The sequence below is a fragment of the Phaeobacter sp. B1627 genome (genome assembly GCF_006265095.1).
In the GTDB taxonomy this organism is placed as follows: Bacteria; Pseudomonadota; Alphaproteobacteria; order Rhodobacterales; family Rhodobacteraceae; genus Epibacterium.
Genome location: NZ_VCNK01000023.1, coordinates 64,584 through 88,303, shown reverse-complemented (window position 1 = coordinate 88,303; position 23,720 = coordinate 64,584). Strand labels below are relative to the sequence as shown.

Sequence of the window (23,720 nt, the reverse complement as noted above, 5' to 3'; positions counted from 1 at the left end):
GCCGGGACTTGCTAGGACAATCAACGACCTGAAACCATTGGAACATGATCATGACCTCTGACGCCAATCCCGACCTGAAAAGCGCCGATATCGGCCTGATCCAGAAAATCCTGCCCCATCGCTACCCGTTTCTGCTGGTGGACAAGGTTCTGGACATCAACGGTTTTCAGTCCGCGCGCGGCATCAAGAACGTGACGATGAACGAGCCGCATTTTCAGGGCCATTTCCCCGGAGCTCCGATCATGCCGGGGGTCACCATCATCGAAGCGATGGCGCAGACCTCGGGCGTCATGCTGGGGGTCGGCATGGATCTGATCGGCACCGATATGCTGATATATTTCATGAACATCGACAAATGCAAATTCCGCCGGAAGGTCGTTCCCGGTGATGTGCTGGAGATGCATGTGGAAACCCTGCGCGGCAAGCCGGGGGGCAAGATCTTCAAATTCTCCGGCCGTGCCACCGTCGAGGGCGAACTGGCGGCCGAGGCCGAATTCACCGCGATGATTGATCGCGACGGAAAGGACGGCTGATGAGTAAAATTCACCCCAGCGCCATTATCGAAGACGGTGCCAGACTGGGCGAAGACTGTGAAATCGGTCCCTTCTGCAGTGTCGGCGCTGAGGTGGTTCTGGGCGACCGGGTGGTGTTGAAATCCCATGTGGTCATCACCGGAGACACAGAGATCGGCGATGAAACCGTCGTATTTTCCTTTTCCGTCCTCGGCGAGATCCCGCAGGATCTGAAGTTCAAGGGCGAGAAATGCCGTACCGTGATCGGCAAGCGCAACCGCATCCGGGAGCATGTGACCGTCAATGCCGGGACGGAAGGCGGCGGCGGTATCACCAGGATCGGCGATGACGGACTGTTCATGGCCGGGTGCCACATTGCCCATGACGCACAGGTGGGGGATCGGGTGATCGTGGTGAATTCCGCAGCGATTGCAGGGCATTGCGTCCTGGAAGACGACGTGATCATCGGCGGTCTGTCGGGCATCCACCAATGGGTACGGATCGGGCGCGGCGCCATCATCGGGGCGGTGACCATGGTGACAAATGATGTGATCCCCTACGGTCTGGTCCAGGCCTCGCGCGGCGAGCTGGACGGGCTGAACCTCGTTGGGCTGAAGCGGCGCGGTGTCAACCGGTCGGACATAACGGCTCTGCGGGCCGCATTTCAGATGCTGGCACAGGGGGAGGGGACGTTTTCGGAACGCGCCCGCCGTCTGGGCGAGGAAAGCGAGAGCGCCTATGTGCAGGAAATCGTTGCCTTCATCACCGGTGAAAGCGACCGCCATTTCCTGACCCCAGGTGGCTGAGAAAGGCCTAGAAACATGATTGCACTGATTGCCGGCCGTGGCCATCTGCCCGCCGAACTGCTGGACCGTTTGCCGACCCGGCCCCTGGTCTGTGCCATGGCTGGATCGGAACCGGATCAGGTCGATGCGGAGATCATCTTTCGGGTCGAGCAGCTCGGGAGCTTTCTCGAGCGTCTGAAGGCCGCGGATGTGACCGACATTTGTCTGGCGGGCGCCGTGGCGCGGCCACATATCGACCCCTCTGCCATTGACGCAGCGACGCTGCCATTGGTGCCGGTGTTGCAGGGGGCGATTGCTCTGGGCGACGATGGTGCATTGCGGGCGGTGATTGCCATTCTGGAGCAGAGCGGCTTTGCGGTCAGGGCCGCGCATGAGATCGCGCCGGATCTGCTGATGGAAGAGGGCATTCCGACCAAAGTGAAGCCGGGCGAGATCGACAAGGCCGACGCGGAGCGGGCGGCATCGATTGCGGCGGCCCTGAGCGCTGTTGACGTGGGACAGGCCTGCGCCGTGCGCTCTGGTCAGGCGATTGGCATCGAAACGCTTTTTGGGACCGACTGGATGCTGGCAAATCTGGCCGCGCGCCCGGATGGGCAGGGTGGCCTCCTGTTCAAGGCGCCCAAAACGGGCCAGGACCGTCGCGCGGATCTGCCGACCATTGGCCCGGCGACGGTTGAAGGAGCCGCGATGGCGGGTCTGAACGGTATCGTTCTGGAGGCGCAGGGCGTCATCGTGCTGAACCGCGATGAGGTGATTGCGGCCTGTGACCGGCGCGGCATGTTCCTGTGGCTGAGACAGAGTTGAGATGAGCCTACGGGTTTTCATTCTCGCGGGTGAACCGTCCGGAGACCGTCTGGGGGGCGCGCTGATGCGGGGGCTGAAGACGCTGGTGCCCGACGTCACCTTTGACGGCATCGGAGGGCCACAGATGCAGGCCGAGGGCCTGCAGTCGCAATTCCCCATGGAAGAGCTTTCGGTCATGGGGATCGCCGAGATCCTGCCAAAATATTTCGCGCTCAAACGGCGTATTCAGGAAACCGCGGATGCGGTCCTGAGCCTGCAACCGGATGTCATGATCACCATCGACAGCCCGGATTTCTCCTTGCGCGTGGCGAAGCGTGTCAAAGAAAACAGCAGCATCAGAACCGTACATTATGTGGCGCCATCCGTTTGGGCCTGGCGGCCAGGGCGGGCGGTGCGGATGGCCGAGGTCATCGACCAGGTCCTGGCGCTGCTGCCGTTCGAGCCCCCCTATATGGAGGCGGCCGGCATGGAATGCGATTTTGTCGGTCATCCGGTGGTGGCCGAAGCAAAAGCCACAGCGGCAGAGATCGCCGGTTTCCGGGCCACCTACGGGATCGGTGAGGCTCCGGTCCTGCTGGCTCTGCCGGGCTCGCGCCGCTCCGAGGTCAGCAGGCTGGCAGATATTTTTGGCGCCGCCTTGACCCGGTTCCACGCCGAGCATCCCGAGTATCGTATCGTCGTGCCCATGGCTGGGCCTGTGGCCGCGATGTTGCGGGACAAATGTGCCGCTTGGCCGGATGGCTGCGTTTTGCTTGATCCGGCGGACACCGAGGGTCCTGTCTTTGCGGCCCACAAACGGGCGGCTTTCGCGACGGCAGAGCTGGCGTTGGCTGCGTCCGGTACCGTTTCGCTCGAATTGGCAGCGGCCTCAACGCCGATGGTGATCGCCTACAAGTTCAATTGGCTCACCTGGCAGATCATGAAGCGGATGGCATTGATTGATACGGTGACGCTGGTCAATCTGGTCAGTGACAGCCGCGTCGTGCCGGAATGCCTCGGCCCGGAGTGCACTGCCGATCTCATCGCGCTGAAACTGAACGAGGTGCTTGCGGCGCCGGGGCTGCAGCAGGATGCGATGCGCCTGACGATGGAGCGGATCGGCGAGGGCGGCGAGGCCCCGGGCCTCCGAGCGGCGCGTGCGGTGCTGGCGCCTTTGGACAGGAAGCGCGCTTCTGGCGCGCGCTGACGACAGCCTGCCCTTTTGGGTGTGCGGACTGATTTCTGTGCGAATTTTCTGTGCGGACTGTTGTCGGGGGCGGGTGCACTGCCGTCAGCAGGGATCACCCATCCGTAGAAAGATGACCACCCGTATAAAAAGGCTCACCCGTATAAAAAGGACCAGGCGCAGAAAAGGCCCCTCCGCGGAAAAGAGCGCAGGCCCGCAGGAGAGGGTCAGTTCCCTCTCCAGATCCAGCCCCCACCGAAGATCCTGCTGCTGTCGGGATCATAGAACACACAGGCCTGGCCGGGCGATATGCCTTCCTCCGGAGTGAGCAGTTCCACCTCGGCCTCGGTGTCCGAGATCGGGCGCACGATGGCGTCGCGGGGCGGTCGGGTGGAGCGGACCTTGATACTGAGGTGCCATTCCTTGCGGCTGGTGAAGGGCTCATCCCCCAACCAATTGATTTCGCGAACCGGAACAGTGCGGGAGGCCAGCATATCTTTTGGCCCGACCACCACCTGTTTGCTGTCCACGTCCAGCTTGACCACATAAAGCGGATCGCTCAGCCCGCCGATGCCGAGACCGCGGCGCTGACCGATGGTGTAGTGGATAACGCCGTTGTGTTGGCCCAGCACCCGACCATCGGCATGCACGATGTCGCCCGGCTCGGCTGCACCGGGGCGCAGCTTTTCAATCACGGCGGCATAGTTGCCGTTTGGCACGAAGCAGATGTCCTGGCTGTCGGGTTTATCCGCCACCGCCAGACCGTATTGTGCGGCCATCTCGCGGGTCGCGTCCTTGGAGGGCAGATGCCCGAGGGGGAACCGCAGGAAGTCGAGCTGATCGGGGGTGGTGGAGAACAGGAAATAGCTTTGGTCGCGATTTGCGTCCTCGGCGCTGTGCAGTTCGGGCCCGTTCGGACCCATCTTGCGCTGGATGTAATGGCCGGTTGCCATGCAATCGGCCTCGAGATCCTTGGCGGTCTCCAGCAGATCCTTGAACTTCACCCGCTCGTTGCATCGGATGCAGGGCACCGGAGTCGCCCCCGCCAGATAGCTGTCGGCGAACTCGTCGATCACGGCATCCTTAAAAATGTTCTCATAATCCAGAACGTAATGGGGAAAGCCCCGTTCCTCGGCAACGCGGCGCGCATCGTGGATATCGATCCCGGCGCAGCAGGCGCCTTTCTTGGCGAGCGCCGCGCCGTGGTCATATAGCTGGAGCGTCACACCGACGACATCATAGCCCTGATCTGCCAGATATGCCGCCACCACAGAGCTATCGACGCCGCCGGACATGGCAACGACGACGCGGGTCTCGGATGGGGGTTTGGCAAAACCAAGCGAATTCACTGGGGCCTCATTGTCCAGTGCCATGGTGTACTCCTTAACGGTCTGAGTGGGGATCGGGAAAACATCGAAGAATATATGAAAATGCAAAGTAATCTCAAGGGGGGCATTTCACTTAGCGTTAAGCCCTGCACGCCAATCTCCCCTAGGAATACAGAAGACGCATCCTAGTAAGGGTATAGCGATGTTTTTGAAGAAAGTAGATGGCCCACGTGCGGTCACATTGCCGGATGGTACAGTCATGACGCGGGCGGATCTTCCGCCGCAGACAACCAAACGCTGGGTCGCCTCCCGCAAGGCGGCTGTGGTGCGGGGGGTATTGTATGGGCTGATTCCCCAAGGTGAGGCGTTGAAGCTGTACAATTTAAGCGAAGAAGAGTTCCGAAGCTGGATAGCTGCGGTTGCAGATTTTGGCGAAGAGGCGCTGAAAACCACTCGATTAAAGGACTATCGTAAGCCCTAAGGAAAAAACACCTCCGTTAACTTGTGCGATTCTTCAAAATTAACCAACATGGTAACGGGACATTAACCTTTTGCCAGCAAGGTTAATGCAACTTGAGGAAAACAGAGTACAGGCGGAGACGAAATATGCGCATTCTTCTCGTTGAGGATGATCCTACGACAGCGAAAAGCATCGAGCTGATGCTCACACATGCAAACCTGAACGTTTACACGACTGATCTCGGCGAAGAAGGCATTGATCTGGCGAAACTCTATGACTACGATCTGATCCTTCTGGATCTGGGTCTGCCGGACATGAACGGCCATGAGGTCCTGCGTCAGCTGCGGTTGTCGCGGATTGAGACGCCGATCCTGATTTTGTCCGGCGCAGATGATACCGAGAACAAGATCAAGGGATTTGGGTTCGGTGCCGATGATTATCTGACGAAGCCCTTTCACCGTGAAGAGCTGGTCGCACGGATCCACGCGATTATCCGCCGGTCCAAAGGGCATTCGCAGTCGATCATCAAGACGGGCAAGATCTCGGTCAACCTCGACGCCAAGACCGTGGATGTCGAAGGCAAGTCCGTACATCTCACCGGTAAAGAGTACCAGATGCTGGAACTCTTGTCCCTGCGCAAGGGCACAACCCTGACCAAAGAGATGTTCCTGAACCATCTTTACGGCGGCATGGACGAGCCGGAACTGAAGATCATCGATGTCTTCATCTGCAAGCTGCGCAAAAAGCTCAGCACCGCAACCGAGGGCGAAAATTACATCGAAACCGTTTGGGGTCGTGGCTATGTTCTGCGTGATCCCCAGGAAGATCACGTTGCGGGCGGGCCGCGTATGGCGGTTGGTGCCTAGGTTCCCGCTCCGACTTTTCTGCTTCAATGTTCCCGTGTCTGGGGCGTCCTAGCCTTTAGATCGGATCGATTTTCAAAACCCCGTCTGGCCGTTTGGCCCGGCGGGGTTTTTGCGTCATGTGGCCGACGGGGTTACATTCTCATCCGGAAAGGTCTCTGGACCTCGTCAGGATCGAGCAGTATCACCGGAGCGATATGTTTACCCCAAGGGGCAGAGCCAGAATGACAGATCACGACCTCCGGTCAATGGATGTGGCCGACGCACGCGCAGAATTCCGGCAGTTGGAATCACAGATCGAAACGGCTGATCTCGACTACCATCAGAAAGACGCTCCCACTCTGTCTGACGCCGAATACGATCGGCTGAAACGCCGCTATCTTGCCCTGGCCGAAGCGTTTCCGGAACTGGCCGCGGACGCGTCCCGGATTGGATCGGTGGGAGCGCCTGCCGCTTCGGGGTTTGGCAAGGTGTCTCATGCGGTGCGCATGATGTCGTTGGGCAATGCCTTTGAAGATCACGATGTTGAGGATTTCGTAGCGGGCCTGCGCCGGTACCTGGGGATGGCGGCGGACGCGGCACTGGCGTTTACGGCAGAGCCCAAAATTGACGGGCTGTCCCTGTCTCTGCGCTATGAAAACGGACGGCTGGTGCAGGCGGCGACGCGGGGGGATGGCGCTGTCGGCGAGAACGTGACTGAGAACGCCCGGACCATCGAAGATATTCCACAGGAAATTTCTGCTGCGCCCGAAATTCTGGAAGTCCGCGGTGAAGTGTATATGAGCCATGCCGATTTTGAGGCTTTGAACGACAGGCATCTGCAAACTGGTGGAAAGATCTTTTCAAACCCACGCAATGCCGCCGCGGGGTCCCTGCGGCAGCTGGATGCGGAGATTACCCGCGCGCGACCTTTGCGATTTTTTGCATATAGCTGGGGCGAAACATCCGAGAAGATTGCGGAAACGCAAATTGAGGCGATTTCCAGATTTCAGTCCCTCGGCTTTCAGACCAATCCGCTTACCCGAGTTTGTGACAGCGTGCAGACCTTGCTTGCCCACTACCAGTCCATCGAGGAGCAGCGCGCGGAACTTGGCTATGACATCGACGGGGTCGTCTACAAGGTCAACGATCTTGCGCTGCAGGATCGGTTGGGGTTCCGCTCGACAACGCCGCGATGGGCGATCGCTCACAAATTTCCCGCAGAGCTAGCCTGGACGCGGCTCGATGGGATCGACATTCAGGTCGGCCGGACCGGGGCGCTCAGCCCGGTGGCGCGGTTGCAGCCGGTCACCGTCGGTGGGGTCGTGGTCTCCAACGCGACGCTGCACAATGAGGACTATATCGCCGGTTTGGATTCCAAGGGCGCGGTCATTCGCGACGGCAAGGACGTGCGGGTCGGGGATTGGGTTCAGATCTACCGCGCGGGCGATGTGATCCCCAAGGTCGCGGACGTCGATTTGAAACGGCGACCTGATGGGGCCGGGCGGTTCGTGTTTCCGACCCGGTGCCCGCGCTGCGGAAGCCCCGCGGTGCGCGAAGAGGGTGACGCGGTGCGCCGCTGTAGTGGCGGTCTCATCTGCCCGGCGCAGGCAGTGGAAAAGCTCAAACATTTTGTCTCGCGCGCGGCCTTCGATATCGAGGGCCTCGGGGCAAAGCAGGTCGAACAGTTTCACAGCGACGGCTGGGTGAGGGAACCGGCCGATATCTTTGAGTTGCAAACAAATTATGGCAGTGGCCTGCAGCAGCTGAAAAACCGCGAAGGCTGGGGGGAGAAATCCGCCTCCGCATTGTTTTCGGCCATCAACGACAAGCGCAGCATCGCGTTTGCGCGGCTGATCTTCGGCCTTGGTATTCGCCACGTCGGCGAGGTCGCGGCCAAGGATGTGGCGCTGCATTTCCGCAGCTGGGAGGCGCTGGCAACGGCGGCCGATCTGGCTCGTCCCGCAGCGCTTGCACATCGGGCAGCGGATGAGGCGGAGTTGCAGGAGCGCCAGCGCGCCCAGTCGGAAGGGCGCCGGGCCCGCATCTCCGAGGTGCGCAAGGCGGCGATTTCAGAATCTTCAGTCTCATCGGACGCGCAGGCGGCCTGGGATGATCTGATCAGTGTCGATGGGCTCGGCCCGTCGGTGGCTTTGTCGTTGTCCGATGCTTTTGCCAACGCCGAAGAACGGGCCGCATTTGATCGGCTCCTGGCGCATCTGGAGGTCATCCCCCCCGATGCGCCGGCCCAGGACAGCCCCGTGGCGGGGCAGACGGTGGTCTTCACCGGGACGCTGGAAAAGATGACGCGCGCGGAAGCCAAGGCACGGGCCGAGGCGCTCGGCGCGAAGGTCGCCGGGTCAGTGTCGAAAAAGACTGATATCCTCGTCGCGGGGCCGGGGGCAGGCTCCAAGGCGACCAAGGCCGCAGATCTGGGTATTCGGATCATGGATGAGGACAGTTGGTTGGATTTGATCGGGCGGGTATGAATAAAACATGAAGGGGCGTCCGGAACAGCTGTTCCCATTGTTTGGGGAAATGGAGACATTGCAAGGCGTCGGTCCGAAAACGGCTGAACACTTTGCACAGCTGAATATCATCGCCCCGCGAGACTTGCTGTATTCGCTGCCGCATGGGGTCGTTGATCGTCGTCGGCGCGCATCCATCGCAGGACTGGAGCTGCCCGCGACCGCCACGGTGGAGGTCACGGTCGGTCAGCATCGCCCGGCGCGAAACAAGGGCGGAGCCTACCGGATCGACTTGACTGATCAGGACACCGAGTTTCAGCTTGTGTTCTTTCACGGCCGCAGCCGGTATCTGACGGCGCAACTGCCCGAAGGATCCCGTCGTATCGTGTCAGGAAAGCTGGAGCTGTTCGATGGCGCTGCGCAGATGGTGCATCCGGATTACATGCTGCCCCTCGCCGAAGCGGATGAAATTCCCGAGTTCGAACCGGTGTATCGGCTGACCCATGGGATCACTCAGAAAACCATGTACAAGGCGGTGCAGAGCGCACTCACACGGCTGCCGGATCTGGCGGAGTGGATCGACCCGTCGTTCAAGGCGAAGAAAAACTGGGCGGGCTGGCAGGATGCGATGGTGGCCGCTCATGCGCCTGCCGGGCTGGACGATCTTCTGGCTGATGCGCCCATGCGGGAACGCTTGGCCTATGACGAGCTGTTCGCGCATCAGCTGACTCTGGCCATCGCGCGTTCGGTGGAACGGGAGCAGCCCGGCCGACCTTCTGTCGCCACCGGGAAGCTGCAGAGCAAGGTTCTCGCGGCATTGCCGTATCGTCCCACCGGGGCTCAGGCGCGGGCGATTGACGAGATCTCCGCAGATATGGCGAGGGCGCGGCGCATGAACCGCTTGCTGCAGGGGGATGTGGGAGCGGGAAAAACGCTTGTGGCCTTTATGGCGCTGCTGGTCGCGGTTGAGGCGGGCGGGCAGGGGGTAATGATGGCGCCAACCGAAATTCTCGCACGCCAGCACCTGGAGGGACTGCAGCCGCTGGCCAATGATGCGGGCGTTGTGCTGGAGATCCTGACCGGGCGTGACAAGGGTCGCGACCGAAAGGCAAAGCTGGAGGCGCTGCAGCGGGGTGATATTCACATTCTGGTCGGAACCCACGCGGTGTTTCAACAGGATGTGGCGTTTCACGATCTACGGCTGGTGGTCGTGGACGAACAGCACCGGTTTGGGGTGCGCCAGCGTATGGAGCTGGCCGAAAAAGGTCAGCGCGCCGACGTCCTGGTGATGACGGCAACCCCCATCCCGCGCTCTCTGGCCCTGACCCAATATGGCGATATGGAGGTCTCGGTTCTGGACGAGAAACCGCCGGGGCGCAAACCGATCAAGACGGCGATCATCAGTACGGAACGGATGTCAGAGGTGGTGGACCATCTGCGCACGGCCATCGCGGAGGGCCGACAGTGCTATTGGGTGTGCCCGCTGGTCGAGGAGTCCGAGGTGATGGACCTGACGGCGGCGGATGCTCGGTTCAAACATCTGCGTGCGGTTCTGGGCGAAGAGGTGGTTGGGCTTGTGCACGGGCAGATGCCGCCACAGGACAAGGACGCGGCCATGGCGGCGTTTCAGCAGGGGCGCACGCGCGTGCTGGTGGCCACAACCGTGATTGAGGTCGGCGTCAACGTGCCGAATGCCTCTATTATGGTGATTGAAAGGGCCGAGATCTTTGGCCTCGCACAACTGCATCAGTTGCGTGGGCGGGTTGGTCGCGGCAGCGCAGAATCGACCTGTCTGCTGATGTATCAGCCGCCTCTGACCGAAGGCGGGCGCAAGCGGCTGGAGGTTCTGCGGCAGAGCGAAGACGGTTTCGTGATTGCGGAAACGGATCTGCAGATGCGCGGGGCCGGGGATGTCATCGGCACGGCGCAATCGGGGCTACCCCGGTTTCAGATTGCCGATCTGGAACGTCAGGCAGATTTGATGGCGATAGCACAAAGCGACGCCCGTGCGCTGATGACCGCCGATCCGGACCTGTCCGGCACGCGGGGGCGCGCGGCGCGGACGCTCTTGTGGCTGTTGCGGCAGGACGAAGCCATTCGTCTGATCTCTGTGGGCTGAAACCTCTTCTGTTCTGCTGAGGTCTCGGGTGTTCTTATTTGTTCTCAAATGTTCTTAAAAAGTTCTTTACACGACTCGCGCAAAATGAGAACAAAGAGACAACAAGAGCGTTGAGCTCGTTTGACAGAGAACGAAGAGGTCCCAAGATGGTTACGCAATTCAAATCCGCCCTGCGCAATTCTCAATCGACGCTGCTTCAGGATGCGTTGGGCGCGGCCTCTCTCGTGGTGATGCTTGTTGTCGGCCTCCACCTGCCGGGGATGTTCTGAGCATCCCGTTCCGAGATTTTTCTTTTTGCCTGTGTTTTCATGCCGGATGGGCCTGCCGTTTGTCTGGCAAGGATCGATTGCCTGTTCGATCCGCACCTGTGGCATCTGCCTTTGGTGCTTGGTTCACTCCGGGTCCCGCATGAAAATGCTCTCACTGGCCGCCGCCATCTGCCCGGATGTGCGGCGGTTTTTTTACGCGGATCGGGTGGGTCTCTTCTGATGTCAGAGAGATAAACCGCTGCGGGGGCGGGGTCAGGCGCAGTTCGATTTCAGCGCTGTCTGCATCGCTTCGAGGGTCGCGTCGAGCGCCAGCTGTATGGAGGCGTGGCGGTTTTTGAATTCCCGCGCGGGGATCAGAACCTCCAGCCCGTCAAAGGGGCGATCGGGGACCGGGCCGGATGCGGACAGCATCGCCTTGAGCTGATCGCGAGCGGTTTCCACCTCGGAGAGCGTGCGGCCGATGATCACCTGACCGACGATCGCCGCCGAGGCCTGCCCCAAAGCGCAGGCCTTTACATCCTGCGCAAACCGCGACACTTTGCCGTTTTCCAGCGCGATATCGACCGTCACGGTGGATCCGCAAAGCGGCGAGCGGCGTTTGACTGTGGCATCGGCGTCGTCAAGGCGTCCCTGATGGGGGATCTCCGCCGCCAGAGCGAGGATCTTGGTCGAGTAGAGTTTGATCAGGTCAGTTTCGCCGGACATATTTCTTCCTTGGGGTTTCCCTTGGGGCGCATTCTCCATACATAGGGGCGCGCCCCGCAGATGCAAAAGGTTTTTCAAATGCAAATCCCGGTGAGTTTTTCCGCTGAAACACTGACATATAGCGACGCGGGGCTGGTGCCGTGCATTGCTCAGGATGCCGATAGTCACGAGATCCTGATGATGGCGTGGATGAACGCCGAAAGTGTTGCAAAGACACTTGAAACAGGACGTGTAACCTATTGGTCTCGTTCGCGGCAATCGTTTTGGGTCAAGGGTGAAAGCTCTGGGAACCTGCAGGAATTGGTCGAGCTGCGCATCGATTGTGACCGCGATGCTCTTCTTGCCCTTGTGCGGCAGACCGGACCCGCATGTCACACCAACCGACGCAGCTGTTTCTACACGGCTGTCCGGGGTGGTGATGAGGTTGAAATCATGACGCCAATGACCTGATTTCAGGTCAGAATTCCGCTCAGCCCAATCAGGTCCCGGATGTCGGCCGGGCGCGCGCCTTCGCTGCGATATTTGGCGATGGCGCGCGCGTCATCGCGTTTTGCCAGTCGCTTCCCGGCAGAGTCTCGGATCAGGCGATGATGATGATAGCGCGGCACCGGCAAGGAGAGCAGGGTCTGCAGGACAACATGGATCTGGGTGGTCTCGAACAGATCGGCGCCGCGGACCACATCGGTAATTCCCTGATCGGCGTCATCCACGACCACCGACAGATGATAGGAGCTGCCCATATTCCGGCGCACCAGGATGATGTCACCGACACCGGTCAAAAGATGTTCCGGGTCTATTCGGATACGCCCGCCAAGGTCCTGCGAGGTCTCGCCAAAAGACAGCGGGCCCAACTGTGCCAGAGCGGCCCGCATATCAAGCCGGATAACATCCTGGGGCGCGGGCGTGGCGATACGGCGATCCCGGCAGGTGCCGGGGTATATCCGACCATCGGGGCCAAATTGCGGAACGCCTTCTTGCGGCGCGCCGGCGGCAGCTTCGATATCGGCGCGATTGCACCGACAGGCATAGGTCAGCCCCAAGTCGGTCAGGGTCTTCAGCGCGGCCGTATAGCGGGGTAAGCGATCTGATTGGCGCATGACGGGACGTGGCCAATCAAGCCCGAGCCAGGCGAGATCCTCATAGATCTGTTTTTCCCAGGCGGGGCGCGCCCGCGATTGGTCAATGTCTTCGATGCGCAAAAGAAACGTGCCATCGTGCTGATCGGCCAAATCCGATGCAAGAAGCGCCGAAAACGCATGCCCGAGGTGCAAGGGGCCCGTCGGCGATGGCGCAAATCTCGTGGTGAAGGTCAAGCTTTTTCAATCACGTAGACGTCAGCGTTCAAGTCGAGGCCGGGCAGGTGGGGCCCGTGTTCGCGAAACAGCAGCCGCGCCGCTCCGCAATCCAGCCACTCGTTGATGGCGCCGGTGTAGGAAGGATCCGCAAGTGCATGGTCATTCAGGGAAAATGCCAGAAGCTCTCCCTTCGAAAGGCTGTGCATCAGACGCCCAAAAACGGCGGGCGGAGCTGCTCCGGTTCCAAGGACGCCACAGGCGACAACAGCCCGATATGTGCCGGGCGCATAGGGTACGGAGTGATCGGCCTTCAGAAGCGAAAGCCTGCGATGTGCGCTTTTTGTGCGTGCGACATCCAGCATCGCCGGAGAGGGGTCCAGCCCGTCCACGGTTTCATAGCCCACTCTGCGCAGCGCTATGCCGGACAGTCCGGTGCCGCAGCCAAAATCGAGGACCGGCGCCTGAGGGGATGGCAGGAACGACCACAATGCATCGGCAATCCGACCGGGCGTGGCATAGTTGTTTTCCGCGATTTCCGCATCGTAACTCTCAGCCCAGCGATTGTAATGCTCCAGGGTCTCTTTCACGGTCCCGAGCGCATAGGTTTTTTCGAGAAACTTTTCAGTCATGGTCCCAGTGTAGCGCCAGGACCATGACAGCGTCTATGAAAAGTTACCAAGCCAGTCCTGCCAGGCCAATTTCGCCCGGTCCGTATAGGCCTTGTAGCGATCCTTGCGGCCGCGGCGCCCGCCTTTGACGCCGTCCAGCGGACGGAACAGGCCGAAGTTCACATTCATCGGCTGAAACGTCTTGGCGTCCGCGCCGCCGGTAATGTGGTGGATCAAGGCGCCCATGGCGCTGTCCTGAGGAACCGGAGGCAGCGCCATCCCAAGCATCTCAGCGGCGGCGAGACGGCCAGCCAGCAGCCCCATGGCGGCGCTCTCGACATAGCCTTCGACCCCAGTGACCTGCCCGGCAAAGCGGATATTGGGCCGGGATTTCAGGCGCATCTCCTGATCAAGCAAGGTCGGTGAGTTCAGAAAGGTGTTGCGGTGAATACCCCCAAGCCGTGCGAAACTGGCGTTTTCAAGTCCCGGAATCATCCGGAAAACATCAGTTTGCGCGCCGTATTTCATCTTTGTCTGAAAGCCGACGATATTGAACAAGGTCCCCAACGCGTTGTCCCGGCGCAGTTGGACGACGGCATGGGCCTTGACGTCTGGCTGGTGCGGATTGGTCAGACCCACGGGTTTCATGGGGCCATGACGCAGGGTTTCGCGCCCTCTTTCAGCCATCACTTCGATCGGCAAACAGCCATCGAAGTAGCCGGCGGTTTCGCCCTCGTGGAATTCGGCCTTCTCCGCAGCCAGAAGCGCGTCGATAAAGGCATCATACTGATCTTTGTCCATGGGGCAATTGAGGTAGGCAGTGCGCTCTTCCTCCGTGTCGCCCTTGTCATAGCGGGACTGCATCCAGGCCTTCGACATATCGATACTGTCGGCGTAGATAATCGGAGCGATTGCGTCAAAGAACGCCAGACGCTCGGTGCCGGTTTCGCGTTGAATGGCCGCGCCCAGTGTCGCCGAGGTCAGAGGGCCGGTGGCAAAGATCCACTGACCTTGGTCCGGCAGCTCGGTGATTTCTTCGTAGGAGACCTGTAGGTTGGGCAGCGCCTTCAGCCGCGCGGTGACCGTTTCGGCAAAGGGCTCGCGGTCTACGGCCAGCGCGCCTCCGGCCGGCAAGCGGTGTTGGTCCGCCGTGGCCATGATCAACCCCTCGGCCGCGCGCATTTCCCAATGCAGCAGGCCGACCGCGTTTTGCTCGTCATCGTCGGATCGGAACGAGTTGGAACAGACCATCTCGCCCAGATTGCCGGTCTGATGGGCAAAGGTTTCAACCTTCGGACGCATCTCGTGGAGGACCACGTTGACGCCCATGTGGGCGGCCTGCCAGGCTGCCTCGGATCCGGCCATTCCGCCGCCGACGATGTGAAGCTCTTGTGTCATGACTGGCCAAATAGGGCAGGCAGACTGCGGGCGCAATATCACGAATGGGGGAGATCGGTCGGGGAGTGAAGAAAATTTGGGCCGCAGCTTCGTGAACGTCAAATCCGGGTGAGAGATCCGGGAGGAGGGACGGTTCGAAGCAGCGGCCCGAATTGTGACAAGCCATCAGGCTTGCCCAACTCTTGCCATTTTCTTGCCTTCATTGAAAGCCTCAATAGGGAAACAATAGATCGCGATTGGTAAACAAAACCTGAATTCGTGGATAATTTTAGAAAAATTTGAGTAATTCAGCGGCAGAGCTATCGTGCCGTCACGTTTCGCTTTCATTCTGGCGCATGCTCAGTGCAGATTGAGCGGGCGAAAATCGTGGGAGGGCAATGCTATGGAGCTGATTTTTGATGCGCAGGAATTGACCGCGTATCTGGAGGAAGTCTTCCCTCAGGTCCGGGAGGACTTCACCGTGGACACGCTGTCATCGGGCAGTCTTTCGATGCGCCTCAACGTGCAGGACCGGCACCTGCGTCCCGGCGGAACGGTCTCCGGTCCGTCGATGTTCGCTCTGGCTGACGTTGCGGTCTACGCGCTGGTTCTGGCGCATCTCGGGCGAGAAGCGCTGGCTGTGACCACGAATGCCTCGTTCGACTTCATGCGCAAGCCGCAAGCCGGTCGTGATCTGATCGGCCAGGCCCGGCTGCTGAAGCTCGGCCGCTCGCTCGCGGTCGGAGACGTGCTGGTGTTTTCCGAAGGGGTGGAGCAGCCGGTCGCGCGGTCGACGATGACCTATTCAATTCCGCCGAAACGGTGATATCCGCCCGCCGATGTGACGGGCGATACCTGAACTATCGACCCCAACACACGGTCAGGGAATGAGCTTTTGTACATATCCGGGCAGGGCAAATGCGGCCTTGTGCACCTCGGGCGTGTAGTAATCCGGAACAAGTCCGGCAGCAGCGAAACGGTCCTTGAGCGTGGCGAGATCCACGGCACGCGCGCTCGTGGAGTGGCTGCCCCAGCCAAGCGCCATCGGTCCGCCGACATAGGTGGGGATCGTGGCAAGATAGCAGGTGGCGTCAGCAAACAGCGCCTGAAACGCCCGCATGGTATTGGTCAGCTCGTCCCCCTGCATGAAGGGCACGCCGTTCTGGGTCACGATGATGCCATCTTGCGTCAGGGCGCGGGCGGCGTGGCCATAGAATGTGTCGGTGAACAACACCTCGCCGGGACCGATCGGATCGGTGGAATCAACGATGATCACGTCGAACTTGGCGTCAGTCTCCCTCATGAAAGCCGCACCATCGTTGATCACCAGATCGAGGCGCGGATCGTCAAAGGCACCCAGGCTCAACATCGGCAGGTATTCTTTGGAGAAATCAACCACTCCGGCGTCGATTTCAACCATGGTGACATGCTCGACTGTGGCGTGCTTCAGGACTTCGCGTGCAATGCCGCCGTCGCCACCGCCAATGATCAACACCCGTTTTGCAGCTCCATGCGCCAGGATTGGCACATGGGTTAGCATTTCATGATAGATGAAATTGTCGCCTTCGGTAGTCTGTACCACGTCGTCCAGAGTAAGAACGCGCCCGAACGTGCCGTTTTGAAACACTTTCAGTCGCTGATGTTCCGTCTTGCTGTCATAGAGCATTTCGCCAATCCGCAAAGATTGGGCAAAGTGATCATGCAACCGTTCGGTGTTCCAGACCTCATCCGTCATGCGGCAACCTCTTTGGCAATCAGCTCTTCTCCGCGCAGCAATTCACGCACTTCGACCATGTCAGTCTCGAAGGCTGATTTCAGAACGTCGACTGCATTCCACGGTTCTGCGTCGCCGCACATGAAGACGTCAAACGCACCGTAGCCGATTTCGGGCCAGGTGTGCACCGAGATGTGGCTCTCGGCCAATACGGCAACGCCCGAGACTCCCTGCGGGGAGAATTTATGCGTATGGATATGCAGCAAGGTCGCGCCGCAGACTTCGACCATTCTGCGAAATGCGGTTTCAATCAGGGCCTGACTGTCCAGACCGGTCCCCTTCATCACCTCAATGATAAGATGGGTTCCGGCAAACACTTTGCCGTCGCGGCGGATGAAGTGATCTTCGCGGTTGCTATCGACCAATGCGTCGCAAATCGCGGTGGTTTCACTGCGGTTGGTTTCTTCCTCTTGGGCGCCTGTCTCCAGACCGATCCCCAGTTGGAAGAGGTTGGCGTCCGTCATGACACTCCCCTTCGTTCCAGTAGATGACAATCCAGACGGTCCTTAGCGCCCCCCCGAATAAGAGTTCAGGGTTGGGATCGGTACCGAAAGTCAGGCGCAGATAGGCAAGTCGAGAGATTCGATCAAGGTTCAATGCGACGAATTCTACAAATGGGTCGCGATGAGATTTGGGGGGCGACAAAAAAAAGGGCCGGGGACATGCCCCGGCCTGACAGTTGGTTCTGGGCCTTGATCGCCTCGGGGGAAATCAGGGTCTCCAGAACGGAAGAGTTCCTTCGCGCATGGCCTCCTCGCGGGTGACGCCGATGTCATGCAACTGTTGTGTGTCGAGACGCATCAGCTGGCGGCGTCCCCGTTTTCGCACGGACCATTTTGTCGCCAGAACCGCGACGCCGATTGCCATTTCCGCAACCATCGGCAGGGCCGGGCGGTTGTTCAGGTAAGCAAGCTGTGACGAGTGTTCTGAAACTTGTATCATGGTCTGTCTCACATTTTGTATTGATGCAATTCAATTGTATCGGTATGCATTGCGTACAAAGGCTAGCGGAATTTGTCTAAGAGGGAATTGTTATGGGTACAATTTGGCCCTCCACATTAACGGGATCCCTCGCTGAAAAGCCGGGCCCCAAATATAAGCGGGTCGCCGATACGATACGGTCTGCGGTGGAAAATGGTACATTGAATGTGGGGGCAAAGCTGCCACCTGTGCGCGAGCTTGCCTACCAGTTGAGCATCACGCCGGGGACCGTGGCACGCGCGTATACGATTCTGACGGATGAGGGGCTTTTGCAGGCCGAGGTCGGGCGTGGCACATTCGTCGCGGAACGCGAAACCGTGGTGATGGACGATGTCTGGTCCCGGCAGCTGCATCTGATGGAACGCTCCAATCCCGATCACGTCAGCCTGTTCAGCCCACGCCTCGTTGACGTGGGGCAGGTGAACCTCATTCGGGAAGCTCTCAGAAAATCAGCGGACTGCGACCGGTTGGCTCTGTTGAACTACCCAACGCGGGATGCCTATCAGGCGGTTCGGCAGGCGGTTGTGAACTGGATGTCGGACACCCCGCTCGGTCCGCTCGGAGAGCGCGATATCGTGTTGACCCATGGGGGCCAGAATGCCGTGATGACCGTCATGCAGGCCATCCTGAAAGACAGTACTCCGACCATTCTGGTCGAAGACCTATCCTATGCGGGCTTTCGCAGAGCCGCAGAAATCCTGCGCGCAAAGGTTGTGGGCGTCGCGATTGACGAGCAGGGAGTCGTCCCCGAGGCGCTCGACGCGGCGATCCGGAAATCCGGTGCATCTTTGCTTTGTACCAGCCCGGAGGTGCACAATCCGACCGGCAGCTTCACTCCATTGGAGCGGCGGAAGGAAATTCTGCGTGTGTTGCGGCGTCATTCGGTACAAATCATCGAAGACGACTGCTACCGGATGGGGGAGGCCCGGGCACCGACCTATCGCGCGCTGGCACCGGATCTGGCCTGGCATGTGACCTCAATTTCGAAATCTCTGACACCGGCCTTGCGTGTGGGGTTTGCCATTGCGCCCGTGGGAAAATCCGCGGATCTGCGCCGGGTGGCGGAATATGGCTATTTCGGCCTGTCGCAACCGCTCGCCGAGGTGACGCGGATCCTGTTGTCGGATCCGCGCAGCAAAGCGATGGTGCAAAAGGTCCGGGACGAAATGGCAAACTACGTGCGCGTGGCCGTCAATGCCCTTGGCGCATTCGAGCTGACCTGGGATGCGCAGGTTCCGTTCCTGTGGCTGAAACTGCCGTCGGGCTGGCGGGCCGGTGCGTTTACCCGCGCCGCAGAAGCTGAGGGCGTGCAATTGCGGTCCGCTGATGAATTTGCCTTGCGGGACGGGCGCGCTCCCAACGCCGTGCGGATCGCCGTCAACGGTCATGTTACGCTGGCGCGGTTCGAGGGGGCCATGGAGCGATTGCGCATGCTTCTTGACAATCCGCCGGAACAAATCAGCGTTTGACGGCCATTTTGTGGGGTATTTTAATACCTATTTCACAAGATATTGAAATCAATGAATTTAATCTTTTCTCCCTGTGTTGACTGCTGTGTGACAGCACCGTAAACCCCGTCCATCGAATTCAGGTGGAGTCGGCTGCGGCCCCATCGTCACGACAAACAGGATTGACCTGACATGAAAACCTACTCTGCTACCCCGGCAGATATCGACAAGAAGTGGATCATCATCGACGCCGAAGGCGTGGTGCTGGGCCGTCTTGCGTCGATCATCGCCACCCGCCTGCGCGGCAAGCATAAAGCCACGTTCACACCGCATATGGACATGGGCGACAATGTGATCGTCGTCAATGCTGACAAGATCCAGATGACCGGCAAGAAGCGTGAAGAGAACTTCTACTGGCACACCGGCCACCCGGGCGGAATCAAATCCCGCACCAAGCAACAGATCCTCGAGGGTGCACACCCCGAGCGCGTGGTCTTTCAGGCCGTCAAGCGCATGTTGCCGGGAAACCGTTTGTCCCGCCAGCAGATGACCAACCTGCGCATCTATGCAAGTGCCGAGCACCCGCATGAAGCCCAGAGCCCCGAAGTTCTGGATGTCAAATCCATGAACAAGAAAAACACCCGGAGCTAATGACGATGGCTGATCAGATCACTACTCTCGAAGAGCTGGGCGCCGTCGCAGGCGTCGAAACCGCAGTCGAAGAGCTGGAAGCACCGCGCGAACCCGTTCGTGACGAGCTGGGCCGGTCCTATGCAACCGGCAAGCGGAAAGATGCGGTTTCCCGCGTCTGGATCAAGCCCGGTTCCGGCAAGGTTGTCGTCAACGGCAAGGAAATGAAGGCTTATTTTGCACGCCCCGTGCTGCAGATGATCCTGCGCCAGCCGTTCACGGTTGCCGGTGTGGAAGACCAGTTTGACGTCTACGCAACCGTCAAGGGCGGTGGCCTCTCCGGTCAGGCCGGTGCGGTCAAGCACGGCATCTCCAAGGCGCTTCAGCTTTATGATCCGTCCCTGCGCGGCGCACTGAAGGCTGCGGGCTTCCTGACACGCGACAGCCGCGTTGTGGAACGGAAGAAATTTGGCCGCCGCAAAGCGCGTCGTTCCTTCCAGTTCTCCAAGCGTTAAGCTTCAGCGACGTTGCGATATTTGCAAAAGGCCACCTTCGGGTGGCCTTTTCTTTATGTGATGTGAGCTGGGATCAGCCGCGACGGATCTAGGCGTCCGGCTCTATCAGCCCAAGACCACGCAAGTAGATCCCGATGCCGGTTTCCAGAAGATCTTCTGGCGCATAGGGGGAAGCCGCTCCCGGCGCATTCCTGGCATAAAGCTCAACCACCCCGTGACTCATGGCCATGATATGGGCCGAGAACATGGAGGCGGGCGGACGTTTCTCGACCGGAATATGCTGACTGAGCTCTGAGGCTGCGCGTTCGAGAACGCCTCTCGCCCGGGCGGCAGCTTCGGAAAGTTCCGGCGTCCGGTTGGCGGAGATGCCGCTTTCAAACATGGCGATGTAGTGACCCGGATGCTTGCGTGCAAAGGCCAGATAGGCGCGCCCGGTTGCCTCAAAGGCGGCGAGGGCGGAGGGTTGGTATTTGTCGTAGGCGTGCAGCATCAGGTCGGCAAACATCAAGAAGCCCTGCCGCGCGGCCTCTGCGATCAACTCTTCGCGCCCTTCAAAATGCCGGTATACGGCGGCGGGGGTCACACCGGCCTGTTTGGCGGCTTCGGACAGGGTAAAACCGGTCGGGCCTTTGGCCTCGATCAGGCTCAGAGCGGCCTCGACCAGTGCCTGACGCAGGTTGCCGTGGTGATAGCCGCGTTTTTTAGGCATCCCAGATGTCCGGGCCTCCACATATGGAGGGATCGGCCTCTCCAATGGCCGCCGTATCCTTGTTGTCATAGTCAATGGACAGAAGAACGTGCCGGATCGCCTCGAGCCGTGCCCGTTTCTTGTCGTCCGAGCGCACAATCGTCCAGGGGGCGTGCGCGCTTTGGCTGCGGTCAAAGGTCTCGCGAATGGCGTCGGAATAGGCATCCCAGCGTTTCAGGCCTTCGACATCAATCCAGCTGAGCTTCCAGTGTTTCAACGGATCCTGTTCCCGGGCAAGAAACCGCCGCAGCTGTTCGGCGCGGCCGACGTTCAGCCAGAACTTGAAGAGGTGGATACCCTCGTCGACCAACATCCTTTCAAAATCAATAACCTGCGAGAAGAAGTGTTCGCGTTGACTGTCGGTGCAAAAGCCAAAGACCGGCTCCACAACGCCGCGATTGTACCAGCTCCGGTCGAAACACACGATTTCTCCGCCGGCGGGAAGCTGGCTGATGTAGCGCTGAAAATACCACTGCGTGGCCTCGGTCTCTGTCGGTTTGGAGAGGGCAACGACCCGTGCCCCCCGTGGATTAAGATTCTCGCGAAAGCGTTTGATCGTTCCGCCTTTTCCCGCAGCATCCCGCCCTTCGAACACGATCGCGACACGCTGCCCGGTGGATTTCACCCAGGCCTGCAGCTTGACCAGTTCGATCTGCAGCGCGTCGAATTGCTGCCAATAGTCCTTCTTTGCGATGACAGCGTCATAGGGGTAGCTCTCGCTCAGGATGTCATCCTTTTTCGCAGCTGTGATCGCTTTGCGGATGGGCTTGGGGGCCTCATCATTGAAATACTGGCTGATCGCACCGTCAAAGGGCAGGGTCATGTTCGATCGGTCCTTTCTCGTTCCATCCAAAATGCAATGCGGTCTGGCCAGGCGGGGGGCGCGCCGATCAGGCTCTGAGGTCGGCGGTCTCCAGGCCAATCCGGTTCACGTCATATGGCGTGGTCTGATAGATTTCGGACAGCCAGTTGCCATACAGCAGATGCGCATGGCTGCGCCACCGGTTCAGAGGCTTGCGGCTCGGGTCATCATCCGGGTAGTAATTCACCGGCACATTGATCGCTGTGCCGCTTTCCACATCCCGATCATATTCCTGTTTCAGCGTATCACTGTCATATTCGAAATGGTTGAAGATATAGAGCGCCCGGTGCTCGGGATCTTCGACCAGACAGGGGCCGACGCCTGCGCTGCCCAAAAGCGTGGTCAGACCGGGCGTATTGTCGATGTCACTCTGGCTCATTTCCGTCCAGCGCGACACCGGGATCACAAAGTCGTCGGAAAAGCCCCGCAGATAGGGCGAGGTCGGTTGCAGGTTCAGATGCCGAAAACACCCAAAGGCCTTTTGGTCGAGGCTATGTTTGGTGATGCCGTGAAAGTGGTTGATCATCGCCATGCCACCCCAGCACACGCCGAAGGTGGAATGTACGTTGGTCTGCGTCCACTCGAACACCTGCTTCAGCTCATCCCAGTAGGAGACCTCCTGAAAGGCCAGGTGTTCGATCGGGGCGCCGGTGATGATCAGCCCGTCGAATTTCTGATCCTTGATTTCCTGAAACGGGCGATAGAATTCTTCCATATGCTCGGCGGCCGTGTTCTTGGTTTGATGCTCCGTCATGCGGATCAAAGACAGTTCGATTTGCAACGGAGTCGCGCCGATCAGCCGGGCAAACTGGTTTTCGGTCTGAATCTTTTTTGGCATCAGATTCAACAAGCCGATTCGCAGCGGCCGGATATCCTGACGTGCCGCATGATCCGGCGACATGACCATGACGCCTTCGTTCGACAGAACAGAATAGGCGGGCAGGTCTGCGGGGATCGTGATGGGCATGTCTTGTCCTCAATGAATGGCCGAAAGGGATCCGGAAGGTCCCCGTAAATAGGGCCGTTAGCTTTGGGCCTCAAGGGTAGATGAAATCAACTCCTCGAAATCGGCGGCTGTTTTGACCGCGGAAATCTGATCAGCGGTGACCGTCACCCCCCATCTGCGCGCCATTTCCCGGTATCGGGGTTGGCGGTGCGCCAAAGCCTGCGCATAGGTCCAGCGCAGGAAGGCCTGGGGATCAACATCCTCCGGTTGGACATTGTGATTGTTCAGATAATCATCCCAGACCTGGGTCAGGAATTCGGGTTGATAGGCCATCGGTTTCGGCGCCCGGTCAAAGCGACGGATCAGTTCTTGGGTGTGGGCCTCGGTGCCCTCGATCCAGATCAAGAGCGTGTCGCGGCTCAGATCCCGCAGGAGCGGATCTTCGGGATCGGCGGCGTCCACCCATTCACAGATCGACCCCCCCGTGTCGCAGATGAAATTGGGGTAGCCATAGATCCGTTCGGAGCGCTCGATGAAATAACGTGTGTCCAGAAGGGCTTCGATTTCGGAGCGGCGAAACTGGTCCTGCCGGCGCCGGTACTCTTCGATCTGCAGCCCCCCTTTTTCGGGGTCTCCGGGGACACCGAGATAGGCGGCGACGGCGTTGAGGTTCTCGAAGGTGATGTTGGGCGTGATGTCGATCGAGTCGTTCAGCAGCAGATTTCGCAGGAACGGCACCTTCATCGCCTCGGCTTTGGCGTTATCGGCAATGTACTCGCCCATGTAGCGGGTGCCGATACGGTAATCGATGGAATAGTGAAACCAGTCGCCGGAACTGCGCAGGATGTTGCTGATATAGGTCTTTCCGAGGCCGGACATGCCGAAGAAGAGAACCCGTTTCGACGGCGCGTCACGCCACGCCTGAGCAGAGGAATAAAGCATGTACCAGAAGCCTTTGTCGCGATCTTTGCACCCTTGCTAGAGAGCCAGATGAGCGCCGTCAATTCAAGCGACTGCACGGACCCTATGCAATTGTCTCTGCTGCATGGAAAAGCCCC

The 23,720-nt window shown here is 59.6% G+C and carries 26 protein-coding genes; 14 read left to right on the top strand and 12 right to left on the bottom strand.

Annotated features, from left to right (window positions below; all coding sequences use genetic code 11):
• Positions 1-50: 50 nt before the first annotated feature.
• From fabZ to lpxB, 4 genes are read left to right on the top strand one after another with little or no spacing between them, the layout of a single operon-like run.
• Positions 51-533 carry a 3-hydroxyacyl-ACP dehydratase FabZ gene (fabZ, locus tag FGE21_RS13715; RefSeq protein ID WP_139663868.1) on the top strand — a complete coding sequence of 161 codons (483 nt, stop codon included), beginning with the start codon at positions 51-53 and terminating at the stop codon, positions 531-533.
• Positions 533-1,318, top strand: coding sequence for an acyl-ACP--UDP-N-acetylglucosamine O-acyltransferase (gene lpxA, locus FGE21_RS13710; protein WP_139663867.1), 786 nt, complete (start codon positions 533-535; stop codon positions 1,316-1,318). The genes fabZ and lpxA overlap by 1 nt, the downstream gene beginning before the upstream one ends.
• A gap of 15 nt (positions 1,319-1,333) precedes the next feature.
• Positions 1,334-2,122 carry an LpxI family protein gene (locus tag FGE21_RS13705; RefSeq protein ID WP_139663866.1) on the top strand — a complete coding sequence of 263 codons (789 nt, stop codon included), beginning with the start codon at positions 1,334-1,336 and terminating at the stop codon, positions 2,120-2,122.
• 1 nt (position 2,123) lies between these two features.
• Complete coding sequence (gene lpxB / locus FGE21_RS13700; protein WP_139663865.1) at positions 2,124-3,308, top strand: lipid-A-disaccharide synthase; 1,185 nt, start codon at positions 2,124-2,126, stop codon at positions 3,306-3,308.
• 206 nt (positions 3,309-3,514) lie between these two features.
• Here the strand turns inward: lpxB and mnmA are convergent, their stop codons facing one another.
• Entirely contained in the window at positions 3,515-4,660 is a 1,146-nt protein-coding gene (gene mnmA, locus FGE21_RS13695) for a tRNA 2-thiouridine(34) synthase MnmA (protein ID WP_139663864.1), read from the bottom strand.
• Positions 4,661-4,817: 157 nt separating this feature from the next.
• Between mnmA and FGE21_RS13690 the strand changes: the two genes are divergently transcribed.
• From FGE21_RS13690 to FGE21_RS20430, 5 genes are all read left to right on the top strand, one after another.
• The gene (locus FGE21_RS13690) at positions 4,818-5,096 is read left to right on the top strand and encodes a DUF1153 domain-containing protein (protein ID WP_139663863.1); all 279 of its coding nucleotides are present in this window, start codon (positions 4,818-4,820) and stop codon (positions 5,094-5,096) included.
• A gap of 125 nt (positions 5,097-5,221) precedes the next feature.
• The gene (ctrA, locus tag FGE21_RS13685) at positions 5,222-5,941 is read left to right on the top strand and encodes a response regulator transcription factor CtrA (protein ID WP_139663862.1); all 720 of its coding nucleotides are present in this window, start codon (positions 5,222-5,224) and stop codon (positions 5,939-5,941) included.
• A 245-nt stretch (positions 5,942-6,186) separates the two neighbouring features.
• Positions 6,187-8,406, top strand: a complete 2,220-nt coding sequence (gene ligA / locus FGE21_RS13680) for an NAD-dependent DNA ligase LigA (protein ID WP_139663899.1) — start codon at positions 6,187-6,189, stop codon at positions 8,404-8,406.
• Positions 8,407-8,413: 7 nt separating this feature from the next.
• Complete coding sequence (gene recG, locus FGE21_RS13675) at positions 8,414-10,504, top strand: ATP-dependent DNA helicase RecG (RefSeq protein WP_139663861.1); 2,091 nt, start codon at positions 8,414-8,416, stop codon at positions 10,502-10,504.
• A gap of 146 nt (positions 10,505-10,650) precedes the next feature.
• Positions 10,651-10,773 (top strand): hypothetical protein, encoded by a 123-nt coding sequence (locus FGE21_RS20430; RefSeq protein ID WP_255731590.1) that lies wholly within the window; start codon positions 10,651-10,653, stop codon positions 10,771-10,773.
• Positions 10,774-11,025: 252 nt separating this feature from the next.
• Here the strand turns inward: FGE21_RS20430 and FGE21_RS13670 are convergent, their stop codons facing one another.
• Positions 11,026-11,478 carry an iron-sulfur cluster assembly scaffold protein gene (locus FGE21_RS13670; RefSeq protein WP_139663860.1) on the bottom strand — a complete coding sequence of 151 codons (453 nt, stop codon included), beginning with the start codon at positions 11,476-11,478 and terminating at the stop codon, positions 11,026-11,028.
• A 60-nt stretch (positions 11,479-11,538) separates the two neighbouring features.
• Between FGE21_RS13670 and hisI the strand changes: the two genes are divergently transcribed.
• Complete coding sequence (gene hisI / locus FGE21_RS13665; protein WP_139663859.1) at positions 11,539-11,928, top strand: phosphoribosyl-AMP cyclohydrolase; 390 nt, start codon at positions 11,539-11,541, stop codon at positions 11,926-11,928.
• A gap of 2 nt (positions 11,929-11,930) precedes the next feature.
• Here the strand turns inward: hisI and gluQRS are convergent, their stop codons facing one another.
• The 3 genes from gluQRS to trmFO are packed head-to-tail and all read right to left on the bottom strand — an operon-like array spanning position 11,931 to position 14,779.
• Entirely contained in the window at positions 11,931-12,791 is an 861-nt protein-coding gene (gene gluQRS, locus FGE21_RS13660; RefSeq protein ID WP_139663858.1) for a tRNA glutamyl-Q(34) synthetase GluQRS, read from the bottom strand.
• Entirely contained in the window at positions 12,788-13,402 is a 615-nt protein-coding gene (locus FGE21_RS13655; RefSeq protein WP_139663857.1) for a class I SAM-dependent methyltransferase, read from the bottom strand. Before FGE21_RS13655 ends, gluQRS begins: the two co-directional genes overlap by 4 nt.
• Before the next feature lie 33 nt (positions 13,403-13,435).
• On the bottom strand, positions 13,436-14,779 hold the full coding sequence (gene trmFO, locus FGE21_RS13650; RefSeq protein WP_139663856.1) for a methylenetetrahydrofolate--tRNA-(uracil(54)-C(5))-methyltransferase (FADH(2)-oxidizing) TrmFO: 1,344 nt from the start codon (positions 14,777-14,779) through the stop codon (positions 13,436-13,438).
• Positions 14,780-15,161: 382 nt separating this feature from the next.
• Between trmFO and FGE21_RS13645 the strand changes: the two genes are divergently transcribed.
• Positions 15,162-15,584: a PaaI family thioesterase gene (locus FGE21_RS13645; protein ID WP_139663855.1), complete on the top strand. Its 423-nt coding sequence runs from the start codon at positions 15,162-15,164 to the stop codon at positions 15,582-15,584.
• A gap of 54 nt (positions 15,585-15,638) precedes the next feature.
• Here FGE21_RS13645 and speE read toward each other — a convergent pair whose 3' ends face one another.
• The 3 genes from speE to FGE21_RS13630 all read right to left on the bottom strand — a co-directional run bounded on the left by speE (position 15,639) and on the right by FGE21_RS13630 (position 17,474).
• Positions 15,639-16,493, bottom strand: coding sequence for a polyamine aminopropyltransferase (gene speE, locus FGE21_RS13640; protein ID WP_139663854.1), 855 nt, complete (start codon positions 16,491-16,493; stop codon positions 15,639-15,641).
• Entirely contained in the window at positions 16,490-16,996 is a 507-nt protein-coding gene (speD, locus tag FGE21_RS13635) for an adenosylmethionine decarboxylase (protein WP_139663853.1), read from the bottom strand. Before speD ends, speE begins: the two co-directional genes overlap by 4 nt.
• Before the next feature lie 247 nt (positions 16,997-17,243).
• A complete protein-coding gene (locus FGE21_RS13630; protein ID WP_139663852.1) occupies positions 17,244-17,474 on the bottom strand; it encodes a DUF1127 domain-containing protein in 231 nt (76 codons plus the stop codon).
• A 92-nt stretch (positions 17,475-17,566) separates the two neighbouring features.
• Here FGE21_RS13630 and FGE21_RS13625 point away from each other — a divergent pair, with 92 nt between their 5' ends.
• The 3 genes from FGE21_RS13625 to rpsI all read left to right on the top strand — a co-directional run bounded on the left by FGE21_RS13625 (position 17,567) and on the right by rpsI (position 20,106).
• Positions 17,567-18,982, top strand: a complete 1,416-nt coding sequence (locus FGE21_RS13625; RefSeq protein ID WP_139663851.1) for a PLP-dependent aminotransferase family protein — start codon at positions 17,567-17,569, stop codon at positions 18,980-18,982.
• A gap of 171 nt (positions 18,983-19,153) precedes the next feature.
• Positions 19,154-19,612 carry a 50S ribosomal protein L13 gene (gene rplM, locus FGE21_RS13620; RefSeq protein WP_139663850.1) on the top strand — a complete coding sequence of 153 codons (459 nt, stop codon included), beginning with the start codon at positions 19,154-19,156 and terminating at the stop codon, positions 19,610-19,612.
• 5 nt (positions 19,613-19,617) lie between these two features.
• Entirely contained in the window at positions 19,618-20,106 is a 489-nt protein-coding gene (gene rpsI / locus FGE21_RS13615; RefSeq protein ID WP_139663849.1) for a 30S ribosomal protein S9, read from the top strand.
• An 88-nt stretch (positions 20,107-20,194) separates the two neighbouring features.
• Here the strand turns inward: rpsI and FGE21_RS13610 are convergent, their stop codons facing one another.
• The 4 genes from FGE21_RS13610 to FGE21_RS13595 all read right to left on the bottom strand — a co-directional run bounded on the left by FGE21_RS13610 (position 20,195) and on the right by FGE21_RS13595 (position 23,604).
• Positions 20,195-20,815, bottom strand: a complete 621-nt coding sequence (locus tag FGE21_RS13610) for a TetR/AcrR family transcriptional regulator (protein WP_139663848.1) — start codon at positions 20,813-20,815, stop codon at positions 20,195-20,197.
• The gene (gene ppk2 / locus FGE21_RS13605; protein WP_139663847.1) at positions 20,808-21,677 is read right to left on the bottom strand and encodes a polyphosphate kinase 2; all 870 of its coding nucleotides are present in this window, start codon (positions 21,675-21,677) and stop codon (positions 20,808-20,810) included. Before ppk2 ends, FGE21_RS13610 begins: the two co-directional genes overlap by 8 nt.
• A gap of 67 nt (positions 21,678-21,744) precedes the next feature.
• On the bottom strand, positions 21,745-22,683 hold the full coding sequence (metA, locus tag FGE21_RS13600; protein WP_139663846.1) for a homoserine O-succinyltransferase: 939 nt from the start codon (positions 22,681-22,683) through the stop codon (positions 21,745-21,747).
• A gap of 57 nt (positions 22,684-22,740) precedes the next feature.
• Entirely contained in the window at positions 22,741-23,604 is an 864-nt protein-coding gene (locus FGE21_RS13595) for an ATPase (RefSeq protein WP_139663845.1), read from the bottom strand.
• Positions 23,605-23,720 lie beyond the last annotated feature (116 nt).